General features: G+C 73.6%; 16 protein-coding genes. 5 read left to right on the top strand and 11 right to left on the bottom strand.

Annotated elements, in window-relative coordinates; translation table 11 throughout:
* The first annotated feature begins 91 nt into the window (after positions 1–91).
* Entirely contained in the window at positions 92–1,876 is a 1,785-nt protein-coding gene (locus tag BIV25_RS05330; RefSeq protein WP_071370956.1) for a glycoside hydrolase family 15 protein, read from the top strand.
* Positions 1,877–1,881: 5 nt separating this feature from the next.
* The gene (locus BIV25_RS05325) at positions 1,882–2,637 is read left to right on the top strand and encodes an SDR family oxidoreductase (RefSeq protein WP_071370955.1); all 756 of its coding nucleotides are present in this window, start codon (positions 1,882–1,884) and stop codon (positions 2,635–2,637) included.
* Between the two features lie 3 nt (positions 2,638–2,640).
* Here the strand turns inward: BIV25_RS05325 and amaP are convergent, their stop codons facing one another.
* Genes amaP through BIV25_RS05300 form a run of 5 tightly spaced genes read right to left on the bottom strand, consistent with a single transcriptional unit; the run spans position 2,641 to position 4,945 of the window.
* Positions 2,641–3,222 (bottom strand): alkaline shock response membrane anchor protein AmaP, encoded by a 582-nt coding sequence (gene amaP / locus BIV25_RS05320; RefSeq protein ID WP_071370998.1) that lies wholly within the window; start codon positions 3,220–3,222, stop codon positions 2,641–2,643.
* 5 nt (positions 3,223–3,227) lie between these two features.
* Entirely contained in the window at positions 3,228–3,839 is a 612-nt protein-coding gene (locus tag BIV25_RS05315; protein WP_071370954.1) for a DUF6286 domain-containing protein, read from the bottom strand.
* On the bottom strand, positions 3,839–4,210 hold the full coding sequence (locus BIV25_RS05310) for an Asp23/Gls24 family envelope stress response protein (RefSeq protein WP_071370953.1): 372 nt from the start codon (positions 4,208–4,210) through the stop codon (positions 3,839–3,841). The genes BIV25_RS05315 and BIV25_RS05310 overlap by 1 nt, the downstream gene beginning before the upstream one ends.
* Before the next feature lie 6 nt (positions 4,211–4,216).
* The gene (locus BIV25_RS05305; protein ID WP_071370952.1) at positions 4,217–4,411 is read right to left on the bottom strand and encodes a hypothetical protein; all 195 of its coding nucleotides are present in this window, start codon (positions 4,409–4,411) and stop codon (positions 4,217–4,219) included.
* 51 nt (positions 4,412–4,462) lie between these two features.
* Positions 4,463–4,945 carry an Asp23/Gls24 family envelope stress response protein gene (locus BIV25_RS05300; RefSeq protein WP_071370951.1) on the bottom strand — a complete coding sequence of 161 codons (483 nt, stop codon included), beginning with the start codon at positions 4,943–4,945 and terminating at the stop codon, positions 4,463–4,465.
* Positions 4,946–5,032: 87 nt separating this feature from the next.
* Between BIV25_RS05300 and BIV25_RS05295 the strand changes: the two genes are divergently transcribed.
* Positions 5,033–5,737, top strand: a complete 705-nt coding sequence (locus tag BIV25_RS05295; RefSeq protein WP_071370950.1) for a nucleopolyhedrovirus P10 family protein — start codon at positions 5,033–5,035, stop codon at positions 5,735–5,737.
* Positions 5,738–5,791: 54 nt separating this feature from the next.
* On the opposite strand, the gene BIV25_RS05290 is transcribed toward BIV25_RS05295, so the two are convergent.
* From BIV25_RS05290 to abc-f, 3 genes are all read right to left on the bottom strand, one after another.
* On the bottom strand, positions 5,792–6,595 hold the full coding sequence (locus BIV25_RS05290) for an enoyl-CoA hydratase/isomerase family protein (protein WP_071370949.1): 804 nt from the start codon (positions 6,593–6,595) through the stop codon (positions 5,792–5,794).
* 135 nt (positions 6,596–6,730) lie between these two features.
* Positions 6,731–6,952: a helix-turn-helix domain-containing protein gene (locus tag BIV25_RS05285; RefSeq protein ID WP_004002281.1), complete on the bottom strand. Its 222-nt coding sequence runs from the start codon at positions 6,950–6,952 to the stop codon at positions 6,731–6,733.
* Between the two features lie 323 nt (positions 6,953–7,275).
* Positions 7,276–8,874, bottom strand: coding sequence for a ribosomal protection-like ABC-F family protein (gene abc-f, locus BIV25_RS05280; RefSeq protein ID WP_071370997.1), 1,599 nt, complete (start codon positions 8,872–8,874; stop codon positions 7,276–7,278).
* A gap of 226 nt (positions 8,875–9,100) precedes the next feature.
* Here abc-f and BIV25_RS05275 point away from each other — a divergent pair, with 226 nt between their 5' ends.
* Positions 9,101–9,514 (top strand): VOC family protein, encoded by a 414-nt coding sequence (locus BIV25_RS05275; protein ID WP_071370948.1) that lies wholly within the window; start codon positions 9,101–9,103, stop codon positions 9,512–9,514.
* 27 nt (positions 9,515–9,541) lie between these two features.
* Here the strand turns inward: BIV25_RS05275 and BIV25_RS05270 are convergent, their stop codons facing one another.
* From BIV25_RS05270 to BIV25_RS05260, 3 genes are all read right to left on the bottom strand, one after another.
* Positions 9,542–10,948: a hypothetical protein gene (locus tag BIV25_RS05270; protein ID WP_177235158.1), complete on the bottom strand. Its 1,407-nt coding sequence runs from the start codon at positions 10,946–10,948 to the stop codon at positions 9,542–9,544.
* A gap of 181 nt (positions 10,949–11,129) precedes the next feature.
* Positions 11,130–12,257, bottom strand: a complete 1,128-nt coding sequence (locus BIV25_RS05265; protein WP_071370946.1) for an alpha/beta hydrolase — start codon at positions 12,255–12,257, stop codon at positions 11,130–11,132.
* Between the two features lie 223 nt (positions 12,258–12,480).
* Positions 12,481–13,143 (bottom strand): class II aldolase/adducin family protein, encoded by a 663-nt coding sequence (locus tag BIV25_RS05260; protein ID WP_071370945.1) that lies wholly within the window; start codon positions 13,141–13,143, stop codon positions 12,481–12,483.
* Positions 13,144–13,354: 211 nt separating this feature from the next.
* Here BIV25_RS05260 and BIV25_RS05255 point away from each other — a divergent pair, with 211 nt between their 5' ends.
* Positions 13,355–14,098: a lysozyme gene (locus BIV25_RS05255; protein ID WP_071370944.1), complete on the top strand. Its 744-nt coding sequence runs from the start codon at positions 13,355–13,357 to the stop codon at positions 14,096–14,098.
* Positions 14,099–14,226: the final 128 nt, after the last annotated feature.

The following is a 14,226-nucleotide window of genomic DNA, read 5'->3' as shown; positions in this document are numbered from 1 at the left end:
CTCGGGAGCACGTCACCCCCGTCACTTCGCGCGTCACTCCCCCGGCGCACCCGCCTGGTTGGCCCCCGGGTCCGCCGGGAACCCGCATCCCGTGAACGCGCGCATCGAGGACTACGCCCTCATCGGTGACGAGCAGACCGCGGCCCTGGTCGGCAGGGACGGCTCGATCGACTGGCTGTGTCTGCCCCGCTTCGACTCCGGGGCCTGCTTCGCGAAGCTGCTGGGCGACGAGGACCACGGGTACTGGCGGCTCGCGCCCAAGGGGGCCCGGGTCTGCACCCGGCGCGCCTACCGGACCGGCACCCTCGTCCTCGACACCGAGTGGGAGACCGCCGAGGGCACCGTGCGGATCACCGACCTGATGCCGCAGCGCGACCGCGCCCCCGACGTCGTACGGATCGTGGAGGGGGTCAGCGGGCGCGTCACCGTCCGCAGCACCCTCCGGCTGCGCTTCGACTACGGATCGATCGTGCCGTGGATGCGCCGCGCCGACGGCCACCGGGTCGCCGTCGCGGGACCGGACTCGGTGTGGCTGCGCACCGAGCCCGACGTGGAGATGTGGGGCGAAGACCTCGGCACCCACTCCGAGTTCACCGTGGCCGAGGGCGAACGGTTCGCGTTCGTGCTGACCTGGCACCCCTCGCACGAGCCGCGGCCCCCGCTCGTCGACCCCTACAAGGCGCTGAGCGCCAGCGTCAGCGACTGGCGGCGCTGGTCCGCCCGCTGCCGCTACGGCGGGCCGTACCGGGACGCGGTCGTACGGTCCCTGATCACGCTCAAGGCGCTCACCTACGCCCCGACGGGCGGCATCGTCGCCGCGGCCACCACCTCGCTGCCCGAGGAACCGGGCGGGGTGCGCAACTGGGACTACCGCTACTGCTGGCTGCGCGACTCCACCCTCACCCTCGGCGCCCTGCTCACCGCCGGCTACCACAAGGAGGCCGAGGCCTGGCGCGACTGGCTGCTGCGCGCGGTCGCGGGCGATCCGGTGGACCTGCAGATCATGTACGGGCTGGCCGGCGAGCGCCGGCTGCCGGAGTGGGAGCTGGCCTGGCTGCCCGGCTTCGCCGACTCCGCGCCCGTGCGCGTCGGCAACGGCGCCGTCGACCAGCTCCAGCTGGACGTGTACGGCGAGGTCATGGACTCGCTGTACCTGGCCCGCGCCACGGGGCTGTCCACCAAGCCGCACATGTGGGCGTTCCAGCGGGCGCTGATGACGTTCCTCCGGTCGGCGTGGCGCCAGCCCGACGAAGGCCTGTGGGAGGTGCGCGGCGGGCGGCGCCAGTTCGTGCACTCGAAGGTGATGGTGTGGGTGGCCGCCGACCGCGCCGTACGGACTCTGGAGGAGCACCCGGAGCTGGAGGGCGACGCGGACGGCTGGCGGGCGATGCGCGACGAGGTGCACCGGGAGGTGTGCGAGCAGGGCTACGACTCCCGGCGCGGGACCTTCACCCAGTACTACGGCTCGCGCGAACTGGACGCCGCCCTGCTGCTGATCCCCCGGGTCGGCTTCCTGCCGCCCGACGATCCGCGGGTGATCGGCACGGTCGACGCGATCCGCGAGGACCTCGGCCACGGCGGCTTCGTACGCCGTTACGACACGGACGCCGTCGGCGTGGACGGCATGCCGGGCGGCGAGGGAGCCTTCCTCGCCTGCTCGTTCTGGCTCGCGGACGCTCTGCACATGACGGGCCGGACGGACGAGGCCAAGGAACTCTTCGAGCGGCTGGTCGCGCTGGTCAACGACGTGGGGCTGCTGGCGGAGGAGTACGACCCGGCGCTGGGCGGCCAGGTGGGCAACTTCCCGCAGGCCTTCAGCCACATCGCCCTGGTGAACACCGCCCTCACCCTGTTCGGCGACGAACAGGCAGGATAGAGCGCATGGATCTTGGACTGAACAACCGGGTGTACATCGTCACCGGGGCGACGCGCGGGCTGGGCAACGCCGCCGCGCGGGAACTCGTCGCCGACGGCGCGAAGGTCGTGATCAGCGGCCGGGACGAGAAGCGGGTCGCCGACGCCGCCGCCGAACTGGGCCCGAACGCGCTGGGCGTGGCCGTGGACAACTCCGCCGAGCGTGCTCCCGAGCAGCTGATCGCGGCCGCCCGTGAGCACTTCGGGGGCTTCCACGGCGTGCTGGTGAGCGTGGGCGGTCCGCCGCCGGGGTTCGTCGCGGACAACACCGACGAGCAGTGGCGCGGCGCGTTCGAGTCGGTGTTCCTCGGCGCGGTGCGGCTCGCGCGCGCGGCGGCGGCCGAGCTGGAGCCGGGCGGGGTCATCGGCTTCGTGCTGTCCGCGTCGGTGTACGAGCCGATCCCCGCGCTGACCATCTCCAACGGGCTGCGGCCCGGTCTCGCCGGGTTCGCCAAGTCCCTCGCGGACGAGCTCGGGCCGCGCGGGATCCGAGTGCTCGGTCTGCTGCCGTCGCGCATCGACACGGACCGTGTGCGCGAGCTGGACGGTCTGTCCGCCGACCCCGAGGCCACCCGGGCCGCCAACGAGTCGCGGATCCCGCTGCGCCGGTACGGGACGCCGGAGGAGTTCGGGAAGGCCGCGGCGTTCCTGCTGTCGCCGGCGGCTTCCTATCTGACGGGGATCATGCTGCCGGTGGACGGCGGCATGCGGCACGGGTTCTGACCGTCAAGTGACCCTCTCGGCAGGGTGTTTGACCGCCCGCAGGCGTACCTCCGCCGGGAGGGACGCCAGCCGGGCCGAGTCGCGGGCGTGCGCCAGTGCCCCGGTCGTGAAGGCGGTCAGCGCCGTCGACGGGTCCGTGTGCGGCTCCAGTTGGAGCCAGATCCGCGCCGTGGGTGCCGTACGGCGGCCACACAGGACGGCCTCGGCGTGGGCCACGCCGTCCTGCCGCACGGCCTCCTCGGCGAGCGCCGCCTCCAGGGCCCTGCCCTGGAGGAGCGCGTACCCGCCGTCGCCGGTGTCGACGACGATCTCGGCCGGCCGGCGGCGGCGCAGGACCGTGGTCAGCCACCACAGGGCGAGCAGCAGCAGAACGGCCAGGCCGGCGAGGACAGTCGGCCACCACCAGTCGGTGTGCCGCCAGCGGGTGCGCTCGGCCCGGCTCAGCAGCACGTCGTGCGGGCCGGCGTGCGGCCACCAGGAGGGCACCGGCGCGCCCAGGCCGACGGCCAGCGCCGAGCCGCCGAGCACGAGCAGGAACAGGCCGGCCAGGCCCAGCACGACACGGTTGAGGCCGCCCGCGCGCATCGTCGTCACCCCTTCCGTCCGGGCCGGGCCACCCGCAGCGACAGCGTGGGCGGCCGGTCCAGGCCGAGGCCCCGGATCGACTCGCCGAGCGTGAGGGAGAGGTCGGCGCGGACGTCGTCCAGGTCGCGGAAGTGCGAGACGGCGCGGACGTCGGCCGTGCGCCGGCGCATCCGTACCCGTACCGAGCGGACCCCGGACACGCCCAGGGCCCGGTCGCGCAGCAGCAGCGCCGCGGCCTCGCGCCGGAGCGCGGCGCGCACGTCGGGGTGGGGACGCCGCATCGGCAGCAGGCCGCGCCGGCCGGGCGTGACCGCGAGGACGATCAGCCACAGGCCGAGGGCGGCGGCGACGCCCGCGCCCACCAGCACCCAGGTGTCGTCCAGTTGCCGCTCGGCCAGCTGCCGGGCCAGGGCGCGGCGCCAGTGCATCGCCGGGCGGTGGGCACGGACGGCGGCGACGTCGTAGAGCAGCAGGCAGGCGCCGGCCACGAGCAGGACGGCGACGACGGCGGCCGGGACACGGCGCGGTGACCAGAAGCGCCGGCTGCCCCGGGGTGCGGGCGAGGCGGCGGGCGGGGGTTTGTCGAGGGTCGGGGTGCTCGTCGGTGGCTCGCTCATCACGCCCTCCCGGGGACCGTGCCGGGTGCCGGTGCCGGATGCAGCCGCTCGATCCGGACGCCGACCTCGGTCACCTCCATGTCCACCAACGCGCTTACCCGCTGGGCGACATGGCGACGCACGGCCGCGCTGTGGGCGCCGATGTCGCAGGGGTAGGCGAGTTCGAGGTGCACCTGGATGCGGGCCGCGTCGTCGTGGCGGACGACGGTGGCGTGCGGGGCGGCGGCGCCGGCGGGCGGAGGTGGCAGTGCCTCGCGGGCCGCCTGCGCGGCGATCTTCGCCACGACCCGGTCGGCGATCCGCAGGGCGCCGCGCTCACCCCGCGGTGCGAGGGCCGGGCGCGGGCGCGGCACGCCGGTCTCGGCGCTCACCGCCCGTCACCGCCGCCGGTCGCGCCGGTCGTCACGAGTGCGGAAGAAGTCGCCCAGCTCCAGGTCGCCCTCGGCGAACCGGCCGGCGACGAACCCGATCGCACCCAACGCCGCCACCAGCAGAAAGGCACCGAACCCGCCGAAGTACCCGGCGAATCCCAGCGCCATTCCGGCGATCATGCCGGCCAGGGCCATGCTCATGCAGCGCTCCTCAGCTCGTCAGCGTGCGGGGTCCGGGGCCGTGCGGCCGGATCACTGGATCCGGGGCTCGGGCTCCTCGTCCTCTTCCTCGGGCAGCTTCACGTCGCTGACGGCGATGTTGACCTCCACGACCTCAAGGCTCGTCATGCGCTCCACGGCGGCGATCACGTTCTCGCGCACCGCGCGGGCGACGTCGGCGATCGAGACGCCGTAGTCCACGACGATCTCCAGGTCGAGCGCGGTCTGCACCTCGCCGACCTCGGCCTTGACGCCCCGCGTCACCGACTTGGAGCCGCCCGGCACCCGGTCGCGCACGGCGCCGAAGGTGCGGGCCAGGCCGCTGCCCATGGTGTGCACGCCGACCACGTCCCGGGCCGCGAGCCCGGCGATCTTCTCCACGACGCCGTCGGCGATGGTCGTCCGGCCCCGGCCCGCCGGGTCGCCGCCGCCGCGCCGGGTGGCCTTGCGGGTCGACAGCCGCTCCCACTGATCGCCCTCGTGATCGCCCTCGGGGGTCGTCGTCATGTCGGTCATCGCCGTACGTCCCTTTCGGTCGTCGCCTCCCGACCACCGTACGCATGGTTCCCCGCCCGCACACCGGGGATACGGCAGGCTGGTGGAATGACGGCGGACCGGTGGACACGGACGGTGGGGCCGGGCAGGCTGCTGCCGCTCGGCGGGGTGCGCGACGGCGCGTGGATCGCGGAGGGGGCGGCCGCGGCCGTGCTGGAGCGTGCGGCGGCGGAGGGGGTGCCCGGAGTGCGGCTGGGCGCGCTGCGCATCGGGCTCGCCGATCCGCAGGAGACGCACGAACCCGTCGTACCGCCTCCGCCGGGCGCGCTGCCGCCGGGCCCGCTGCGGGTGACGGCGGACTTCGCGGCGACGGCCGCCGAACCGCTGCCGGCGGTGGCGGCCCGGCTGCGGCAGGCCCTGGCCACGGCCGCGACGGACGGACTCGGCCTGCTGGTGCGGGAAGTGGACCTGCGGGTGACCGATCTGCTGGAGGCGGCGGAGCCGCCCCGGGAGGTACGTCCGCCCCGGCCGGCGGCGGCCGGGCAGCCCACGGATCCGGACGAGGCCCGGACGGCCGCGGCCGTGCTGTCGGTCCCGGGGGTGACGGGGCTGGCCGCGTCCCTCGGGCGCGGGGTCCGCCTGGAGGAGCGCACGACCGGTACGCCGGCCCTGGCGCACCGGCACGCGCGCGTGGAGCTGACGGCCGGCGCGGATCACCGGGCCGTCGACGTGGCCCGGCGGGTCCGCACGGCAGTACGGGAGGCGCTGGAGGACAGGCCGACGGTGACGGTGTCGATCACGGCGGTCGGCTGACCGGCGTGCCCGCACCGCCGTCCCCGGCCCGGGTGTTTTCGCCTCCTTCGGCCGCTATTCGCCGAGGCCGGCCAGGTCCCGGAGGCGGCGTGCCTGAGCGGCCCGCTCGGCGGCCCGCTGCTCGTCATAGGTACGGTCCGTGGCACCGCGCAGCAACGCCTTGGTCTCCACGACCGCGTCCCGCGGAGCGGCCACCAGCGCCGCGGCCAAGTCCCGCGCGGCCGCGTCCAGTTGGTCGGCGGGCACGGCGAGGTTGGCCAGCCCGGACGCCACCGACTCCTCGGCGCCGACGAACCGTCCGGTGGCGCAGATCTCCAGCGCGCGGGCGTACCCGACGAGACCGACCAGCGGGTGCGTGCCGGTCAGGTCGGGTACGAGGCCGAGGCTGGTCTCGCGCATGGCGAACTGCACGTCGTCCGCGACGACCCGCAGGTCGCACGCGAGCGCGAGTTGGAAGCCGGCCCCGATGGCATGTCCCTGGACGGCGGCGATGGACACGAGGTCGTTACGCCGCCACCAGGTGAACGCCTCCTGGAACTCGGCGATGCTCGCGTCGAGCCCGGCGTCGTCACGACGCGCGAGATCGATGAAGGTCGGCTCGCCCGGGATCCCCTCCGGGGTGAACATCTGTCGGTCCAGCCCCGCGGAGAAGGACATGCCCTCGCCACGCAGCACGACGACACGGACGGAGCCCGGCAGCGACCGGCCGGCCTCGGTGAGCGCCCGCCACAGGGCGGGGCTCTGCGCGTTGCGCTTGGCCGGGTTGGTCAGCGTCACCGTGGCGAGCGCGTCGTCGACGGTGAGCCGTACGCCGTCCTTGTCGAGTACAGGAGCGAGGTCCTGGTCGGGCGAAGCCATGGGGCGCCTCCGATGGGTGCGGTCGGTCAGGCATGCCAGCTGTGCTGGGCACACTTAAGTGACTGCACAGTAACCACCCGGCCGGTCAGACCGCCGACCGGGTGGCCACCATCGAAGCCGATGGGCCGCCCGGAGTCAGGACGATGCGGCCTTCTTGCCCCGGGTCGCTCCGCCACGCCCACGAAGCGTGACGCCCGACTCGCTGAGCATCCGGTGTACGAAGCCATACGAGCGGCCGGTCTCCTCGGCCAGCGCCCGGATGCTCGCACCGGAGTCGTACTTCTTCTTCAGGTCTGCCGCGAGCTTGTCGCGCGCGGCGCCGGTCACCCGGCTGCCCTTCTTCAGAGTCTCGGCCACCCGTGCCTCCTCATGGGAAGTGCGCTCTGGTCTCCTCATGATCACCCCTCCTGGGCGCTATGGCCACCCATTCGGCAAGGTCGGTGGGACATCGTTGTGACGACAGGAGCGGATCCCCACAAGCGGAATTTGATGTTCCAGGAGGTGGTGCCGGTGCGACCGAACGGGTGGATTCACGAAGTGCCAGGTCAGCGACGCGAAACGGCCGACCCCTTGGCGATGAAGGGATCGGCCGGAAAATCCGTGTACGACACACCCCGATACGAGGAGATCTCACACAGATGATGGATCACCGATGAGCCGAATGATCCATCCGCAGTGGATCACGCCAGGGCGACGAGGTCCGCGTAGTCGGAGCCCCACAGGTCCTCGACGCCGTCCGGGAGCAGGATGATCCGCTCCGGCTGGAGCGCCTCGACGGCGCCCTCGTCGTGCGTGACGAGGACGACCGCGCCCTTGTAGGTGCGCAGCGCGCCGAGGATCTCCTCGCGGCTCGCCGGGTCGAGGTTGTTGGTCGGCTCGTCGAGCAGGAGCACGTTCGCCGAGGAGACCACCAGGGTCGCCAGGGCGAGCCGGGTCTTCTCGCCGCCGGACAGGACGCCGGCCGGCTTGTCGACGTCGTCGCCGGAGAACAGGAACGAGCCGAGCACCTTGCGGACCTCGACCAGGTCCATGTCGGGGGCGGAGGAGCGCATGTTCTCCAGGACCGTGCGCTCGGGGTCCAGGGTCTCGTGCTCCTGCGCGTAGTAGCCGAGCTTGAGGCCGTGGCCGGGGACGACCTCGCCGGTGTCGGGCGTCTCGACCCCGCCGAGCAGGCGCAGCAGGGTGGTCTTGCCGGCGCCGTTGAGGCCGAGGATGACGACCCGGGAGCCCTTGTCGATGGCGAGGTCGACGTCGGTGAAGATCTCCAGCGAGCCGTACGACTTCGACAGGCCCTCGGCCATCAGCGGGGTCCTGCCGCAGGGCGCGGGCTCCGGGAAGCGGAGCTTGGCGACCTTGTCGGACTGGCGGACCGCCTCCAGGCCGGAGAGCAGCTTGTCGGCCCGGCGGGCCATGTTCTGCGCGGCGACCGTCTTGGTGGCCTTGGCGCGCATCTTGTCGGCCTGCGCGTTGAGCGCGGCGGCCTTCTTCTCGGCGTTGGCGCGCTCGCGCTTGCGGCGCTTCTCGTCGGCCTCGCGCTGCTGCTGGTAGAGCTTCCAGCCCATGTTGTAGACGTCGATCTGGGCGCGGTTGGCGTCCAGGTAGAACACCTTGTTGACGACCGTCTCAACCAGGTCGACGTCGTGGCTGATCACGATGAAGCCGCCGCGGTAGGTCTTCAGGTAGTCCCGCAGCCAGATGATCGAGTCCGCGTCGAGGTGGTTGGTCGGCTCGTCGAGGAGCAGGGTGTCCGCGTCCGAGAACAGGATCCGGGCCAGCTCGATACGGCGGCGCTGACCACCGGAGAGCGTGTGCAGGGGCTGGCCGAGGACACGGTCGGGCAGGTTGAGCGCGGCGGCGATGGTGGCGGCCTCGGCCTCCGCGGCGTACCCGCCCTTGGTGAGGAACTCGGTCTCCTGGCGCTCGTACTGCTTGAGCGCTTTCTCACGGGTGGCGCCCTGGCCGTTCGCGATGCGCTGTTCGTTCTCGCGCATCTTGCGGATCAGCACGTCGAGTCCGCGCGCGGACAGGATCCGGTCCCGGGCGAGGACGTCGAGGTCGCCGGTGCGGGGGTCCTGCGGGAGGTAGCCGACCTCGCCGGAGCGGGCGATCTGGCCGCCGGCCGGGATGCCCTCGCCGGCGAGGCACTTGGTGAGGGTCGTCTTGCCGGCGCCGTTGCGGCCGACGAGGCCGATGCGGTCGCCCTTGGCGACACGGAAGGTGGCGTTCTCGATGAGGACGCGCGCACCGGCGCGCAGCTCGATACCGGAGGCGGAGATCACGGACATACTCCAGGGCGTAAAGAAGGGGCGGGCGGACGGCTGAGGGCGTTCGCGCCGTCTATTGCGCGAGGAGAATGGCCATAGGACAAGTCTAACGGGACGGTGCAAGCGGTTTTTCTGCGTCCGCGCGTTCGGGCAGCGCTGTCAGTGGTGGCTGCGAGACTGGGCAGAACGCCACGGAACCGGCGTACGAAGGCGTACCTGGGCGTACCAAGGAGTGATCGGCATGGCGGACATGGGTGGTGGACGGCCGAGCATCTATCCCTCGCTGCTGTACGCGGACGCGAAGGCGGCGATCAGACAGCTGACGGAGGCGCTGGGCTTCACGGAGCTGTCGGTGTACGAGACCGAGGGCGGCAAGGTGATGCACGCCGAGCTGGTCCAGGGCCACGGCGCGGTCATGCTCGGCTCCAAGGACCGGGGCGGCCGTTTCGACGCGGCGATGAAGGACGCGGGGCCCGCCGGGGTGTACGTCGTCGTGGACGACGTGGACGCCCACCACCAGCGGGCCCTGGAGCACGGCGTGGAGATCCTGGTGCCCCCGACGGACCAGGACTACGGCGCACGGGACTACATGGCGCGGGACCTCGAAGGCAACATCTGGAGCTTCGGGACGTACGCCCCCGAGATCGGCGTCTGAGACGTCGGAGGCGACCGGGGCGAGGGCTCAGCCGCCGGTGTGCACCTGGAACGCGGCCCGGCGCACGGCCTTGGCCAGGGCCGGGTCGGGGTGGGCGGCGGCGAGCGCGACGAGGACCTGCACGGTACGCGGGTGACCGACGGCGCGGACCTCGTCGAGCAGCTGGGGGACGGTGGGCTGCACCGCGGATTCCAGATGCCGGACCAGCATCGGCGCCTCCCCGTGGTCGGCGACGGCGGCAGCGGTGTCGACCCACAGCCACGTCGCCTCCTCACGGGTGAGGACCTCGTGGGCGTCCTCCGGGTCGACCCCGTCGTGCTCGGCGAGCCACAGCAGGGCGTACGGCCGCAGGGCCGGCTCGTCCACGACCGCGTGCACGTCGGGCTCGGCGGAGCCGCCCACGACGCGCAGCGCCTCGAAGGCCAGGCCGCGCAGCAGGGCGTCCTCGCCGCGCGCGGCGCCGATCAGCTCGGTGACGGCGCCGCCGACGGGCCGCGCGGCGAGCCAGGCCCGGTACTCGGCGCGGGCCGCGTTCGGGCGGAGCTGGGCGCAGCCGCGGAGCATGTCCTCGGCGGACTGCTCGATGTTGCCGGCGGGGCTCTGCGCGGCCACGCAGATCTGCTCCAGCTTGACCCACACCGCCCAGCTTCCCAGCGGGGTGAGGGTGGCCTGGTCGTCGCCGTAGGTCAGGGCGCCGACGGCGCCGAGGGCCCCCAGCGCCCAGTCGAGGAGCGGGGGCAGCGGGGTGTCGGCGGCGGGCTCGGCGTCGGTCTGCGCGGGCAGCTCGGTGCCGGGCTCGTAGGAGACCTCGCAGCGCTCGGTGCGCAGTTCGGTGACCCGCTGCTGGAGCAGGTCGAGCAGCTGCACGCGCGGGACGGGCCCGGCGGACAGCTGGAGGAAGGAGAGCACCTGGGGCATGGCCGAGACGACCTCGGCGACGGCGGCCGGCTCGTGCTCCTCGGGCTCCGGAGAGGCCAGCGACCAGGCGTCGAAGAGGGCGACCCAGCCGCGCAGCACGGCGCTGTCGTCGCGGTCCCAGGCGCGCAGCCGCCAGCCGGGCCGCGCGCTGTCGCCGTGCACCTCGACGAGTCCGGCGAGGCGGGCGGTGTCCCAGTCGGCGCGGACCTGGGCGGCGTTCAGGCCGAGATCGGCGGCGGCGCGCGCGGCCGTCGGGTCGGAGAGGGTGGCCTTGCCGTCGGCGGTGGCGCCGGGGCTGCCGGAGCCGAGAGCGGTGTCGGCCCAGCGGGCGACGCGGACCGCGCCCGCGAGGCCGGTGCGCGCCATTCTGGCCAGTTCGGCGGGGGCGGGGGTGCCCTCCGGCGGCCGGGGTGCGGGGCGCTGCGGGCGCCGCTGGTTCACGGCTCTGGGGGCGGCGGCCAGGGGTCGCGGTCGGACGAGTCGAAGCCTGGAGTCGCGCGGGATACGGGACGTCACGGGTGCAGTCTTCCGGTTGACGGTCCGAAAACCCAAACGGAATGTCACGGCGGGCGACGGGGCTGGCCAACGCACGGGGTCCGGCGCGGGCCGAGGAGGGGGGATCAGGCCAGTCGTACGACCTTAAACGGAATGTCTGGCACCGGGGCTTTCGGTGCATGCCGGACAGCCGGGTCCCCGCTCACACCAGCGGGGTCATGAACCGGCGCAGCCGTTCCTGGTATTCCTGCGGGCCGGCGTTCCACATCGCCGCGTGCGGGGCCCGGGCCACGGTGTGCAGGGCGACGAGGTCCGGGCGGCGGGCGGCGAGGCGGCGGGAGTACTCCCAGGGGGCCACCTGGTCGTCCGGGCCGTGGAAGACCAGGGTCGGTACGGTGAGCAGGTCGGGGTCGGTGGGCTCGGCGGCCCGGTCGGCGTACAGGCCGGTGCGGCCCTGGGCGGCGCGTACGGCGAGCGGCAGCAGGGGCGGCGGGGTGTGCCGGGCCCGGGCGAGGGCGCGCAGCGTGGCCTCCCAGCTCAGCACCGGCGAGTCGAGGACCAGCCCGACGACGCGCTCGCGTACCGGGGAGTGTTCTGCGGCGCGCAGGGCCATGGTGGCGCCGGTGGACCAGCCGAGCAGCACGACGCGGCGGGCGCCGTAGCGGACGGCGTAGCGGATCGCCGCGTCCACGTCCCGCCACTCGGTCTCGCCGAGGTGGTTCAGGCCGTCCGGCGGACGCGGGGCACCGAGGTCGCCGCGGTAGGCGAGGGCGAGGACGGGCACGCGGCGGGAGTGCAGGGGGCCCATGAGGTTCATGGCCTGTTCCCGGGTGGCGCCGAGGCCGTGCACGGCGATCACCCAGGTGTCCCGGGCCGCGGGTACGAACCAGGCGGGCAGGTTGCCGAGTTCGCCGGGTACGTCGATGTCGGCGTGGTCGAGGCCGAGGGCGTCGCCCGGATTGCCGACGTACAGGTTCGGGGTGAGCCACACCGCGTCGCCGGCGGCGAGGGTGCCGTGCGTGACGCGCTCCAGGCGGCGTACGACGGTGTCGGCGCTGTGCTCCGCCCCCGCCAGGACGGGGCCGACGACCGCGTGGGAGCCGTCGCCGGCGAGGCCGTAGGTGCCGGGACGCAGGGAGGCGAGGGCGCGGGTCAGTGTGATCCGGCCGGCGGCCGTACCGTGCACGGTCAGGCGGGGTTCGGTGGGCAGCGGCCGGCCCGCGGGCGCCTTCAGCGCGGCGTCGCTGGCGTACCGGCCGGCGGCGACGGACGCCGCACCGGCCGCCAGGACCGCGGTGACTGCCGTGGCGGTCGCTTTGACGGGACGCACCTGTCCAGTGTGGTAGGCGTCGCGGTCACCGGCCAGTGGAGAGGCGGGGCGGGCGGGGCGACGGTGGGGGTGCAGAGCCGTGGGAGCGCGGGCCGGGGCCGTCGGGCGCCGCCGTCGCGGCCGGGCGCGGTGGGAACGGATCAAGGTGAGCGGAGGCACGGGGACGCGGGGCTGATCGAGGTGAGCGGAGCCGAGGGCGGTGCGGGCGGCGCGCGTCCCGTGTTCACGGCCGCTGGCCGTACCCCCGCAACTTCTCGGCGGCCTCGGCCAGTTGGGCCTCGGTCAGCAGGGACGGCGTCAGGCCCGGCACGCTGGACGCCGTCAGCCACAGGCGGCACATCCATTCCAGTTGGGCGGTGCGGTCGTAGGCCTGGCCGAGGGTGGCGCCGTAGGTGATCGTGCCGTGGTTCTGGAGGAGGCAGCCGGAGCGGCCGGCGAGGGCGCGGAGCATGTTCGCGGCCAGCTCGTCGGTGCCGTAGGTGGCGTAGGGGGCGACCCGGACCGGACCGCCGAGGGCGCCGGTCATGTAGTGGACGGGCGGGAGTTCGGGGACGAGCGTGGAGACCGCGGTGGCGTGCACGGCGTGGGTGTGGACGATGGCGCGGGCGTCGGTCGTGCGGTAGACGGCGAGGTGCAGGGGCAGCTCGCTGGTCGGCACCAGGGTGCCGAGCACCCGGCGGCCGGCGAGGTCGACGCAGGTGAGGTCGTCCGGGGTGAGCCGGTCGTAGGGGACGCCCGACGGGGTCACCAGCACGCGGTCCCCGACGCGGGCCGAGACGTTGCCCGAGGTGCCGACCACCAGCCCGTCGGCTACAGTCCGCCGCGCTGTGACGACCAGCTCCGTCCACGTACGTTCCAGTTCCGCGTCCCGCCGCTGCTCAGCCATGCCGTGATCCTGCCAGCCGTGCGGCCCGGACGTGGTCGCTTCCGGGGCGCACAGGTCACCCGAAAGGCGTCCGCGATCACCATCACCTACCCCCAATGGGCGGAACCTGTCTCGAATCGCCGAGAAACAGTCACACTTCGACGCTCGCCAGGCCTTGAATGAGCCCTCTTGTTCGCCGGACGCCACACCATCCGCCGACCCGGGGAGACACATGGCCCGTGTACGCACCCTTCTCCGTCGCCGCGCCGGTGCCCTCGCCGCGGTCACGGCGGCACTCGCCCTCGCGGTGCCCGCAGCCGGCCCCCCGGCCGCGGCCTCGGGCCTGCCCCGGGGGCACGACGTCTCCTCGCACCAGAAGCACGTCGGCTGGCAGGCGGCCCGGAACAACGGCGCGCGCTTCGCCTACGTCAAGGCGACCGAGGCGACGAGCTACCGCAACCCCTACTTCGCCGAGCAGTACAACGGCTCCCGTGCCGCCGGCCTGGTCCGGGGCGCCTACCACTTCGCACTGCCGGACAGTTCCTCGGGCACGGCACAGGCCCGGTACTTCGTGCGGCACGGCGGCGGCTGGCAGGCGGACGGCTGGACCCTGCCGCCCGCGCTCGACATCGAGTACAACCCGTACAGCAAGAAGCGCAAGTGCTACGGGCTGACGAAGAAGCAGATGGTCCGCTGGATCCGGTCCTTCAGCGACGAGGTGCGCAACGAGACCGGGCGCCGCCCGGTGATCTACACCACCACCCAGTGGTGGAAGCTGTGCACCGGCAACAGCGGCGCGTTCTCCGCCAGCAACCCGCTGTGGATCGCCGGACACGACACCTCGGGACCGGGGCCGCTGCCGGGCGGCTGGCAGTACTGGACGTTCTGGCAGCACGCCACCGACGGCGCTCTGCCGGGTGACCAGGATCTCTTCAACGGTTCGACCGGCCGGCTGCGGACCTTCGCGCACGGCTGACAGCCATGGGGCGCCCGGGGCGCGGGCGGCGCCCGGAGACAAACGGAATCCCATCCGCCCGCCCCGGACACCACCAAGCCCGCCCCAGTTCACCTTCCGTTCATCCAGGTTGCCTACGTTCGTCCAGC

Origin of the sequence: Streptomyces sp. MUSC 14, from assembly GCF_001866675.1 — a bacterium.
Taxonomy (GTDB): Bacteria; Actinomycetota; Actinomycetes; order Streptomycetales; family Streptomycetaceae; genus Streptomyces.
Note: the sequence above shows the minus strand (reverse complement) of the source record. Positions and strands in the feature narration are given on the sequence as shown.

What these genes read in the sequence shown, in the direction of transcription:
- BIV25_RS05295 (WP_071370950.1), top strand. Translation starts at nt 5,033, where the DNA reads ATGACGGCGGACCGGTGGACACGGACGGTGGGGCCGGGCAGGCTGCTG.
- BIV25_RS05325 (WP_071370955.1), top strand. Translation starts at nt 1,882, where the DNA reads ATGGATCTTGGACTGAACAACCGGGTGTACATCGTCACCGGGGCGACG.
- BIV25_RS05305 (WP_071370952.1), bottom strand. Translation starts at nt 4,411, where the DNA reads ATGAGCATGGCCCTGGCCGGCATGATCGCCGGAATGGCGCTGGGATTC.
- BIV25_RS05260 (WP_071370945.1), bottom strand. Translation starts at nt 13,143, where the DNA reads ATGGCTGAGCAGCGGCGGGACGCGGAACTGGAACGTACGTGGACGGAG.
- amaP (WP_071370998.1), bottom strand. Translation starts at nt 3,222, where the DNA reads ATGCGCGCGGGCGGCCTCAACCGTGTCGTGCTGGGCCTGGCCGGCCTG.
- BIV25_RS05255 (WP_071370944.1), top strand. Translation starts at nt 13,355, where the DNA reads ATGGCCCGTGTACGCACCCTTCTCCGTCGCCGCGCCGGTGCCCTCGCC.
- BIV25_RS05290 (WP_071370949.1), bottom strand. Translation starts at nt 6,595, where the DNA reads ATGGCTTCGCCCGACCAGGACCTCGCTCCTGTACTCGACAAGGACGGC.
- BIV25_RS05300 (WP_071370951.1), bottom strand. Translation starts at nt 4,945, where the DNA reads ATGACCGACATGACGACGACCCCCGAGGGCGATCACGAGGGCGATCAG.
- BIV25_RS05315 (WP_071370954.1), bottom strand. Translation starts at nt 3,839, where the DNA reads ATGAGCGAGCCACCGACGAGCACCCCGACCCTCGACAAACCCCCGCCC.
- BIV25_RS05275 (WP_071370948.1), top strand. Translation starts at nt 9,101, where the DNA reads ATGGCGGACATGGGTGGTGGACGGCCGAGCATCTATCCCTCGCTGCTG.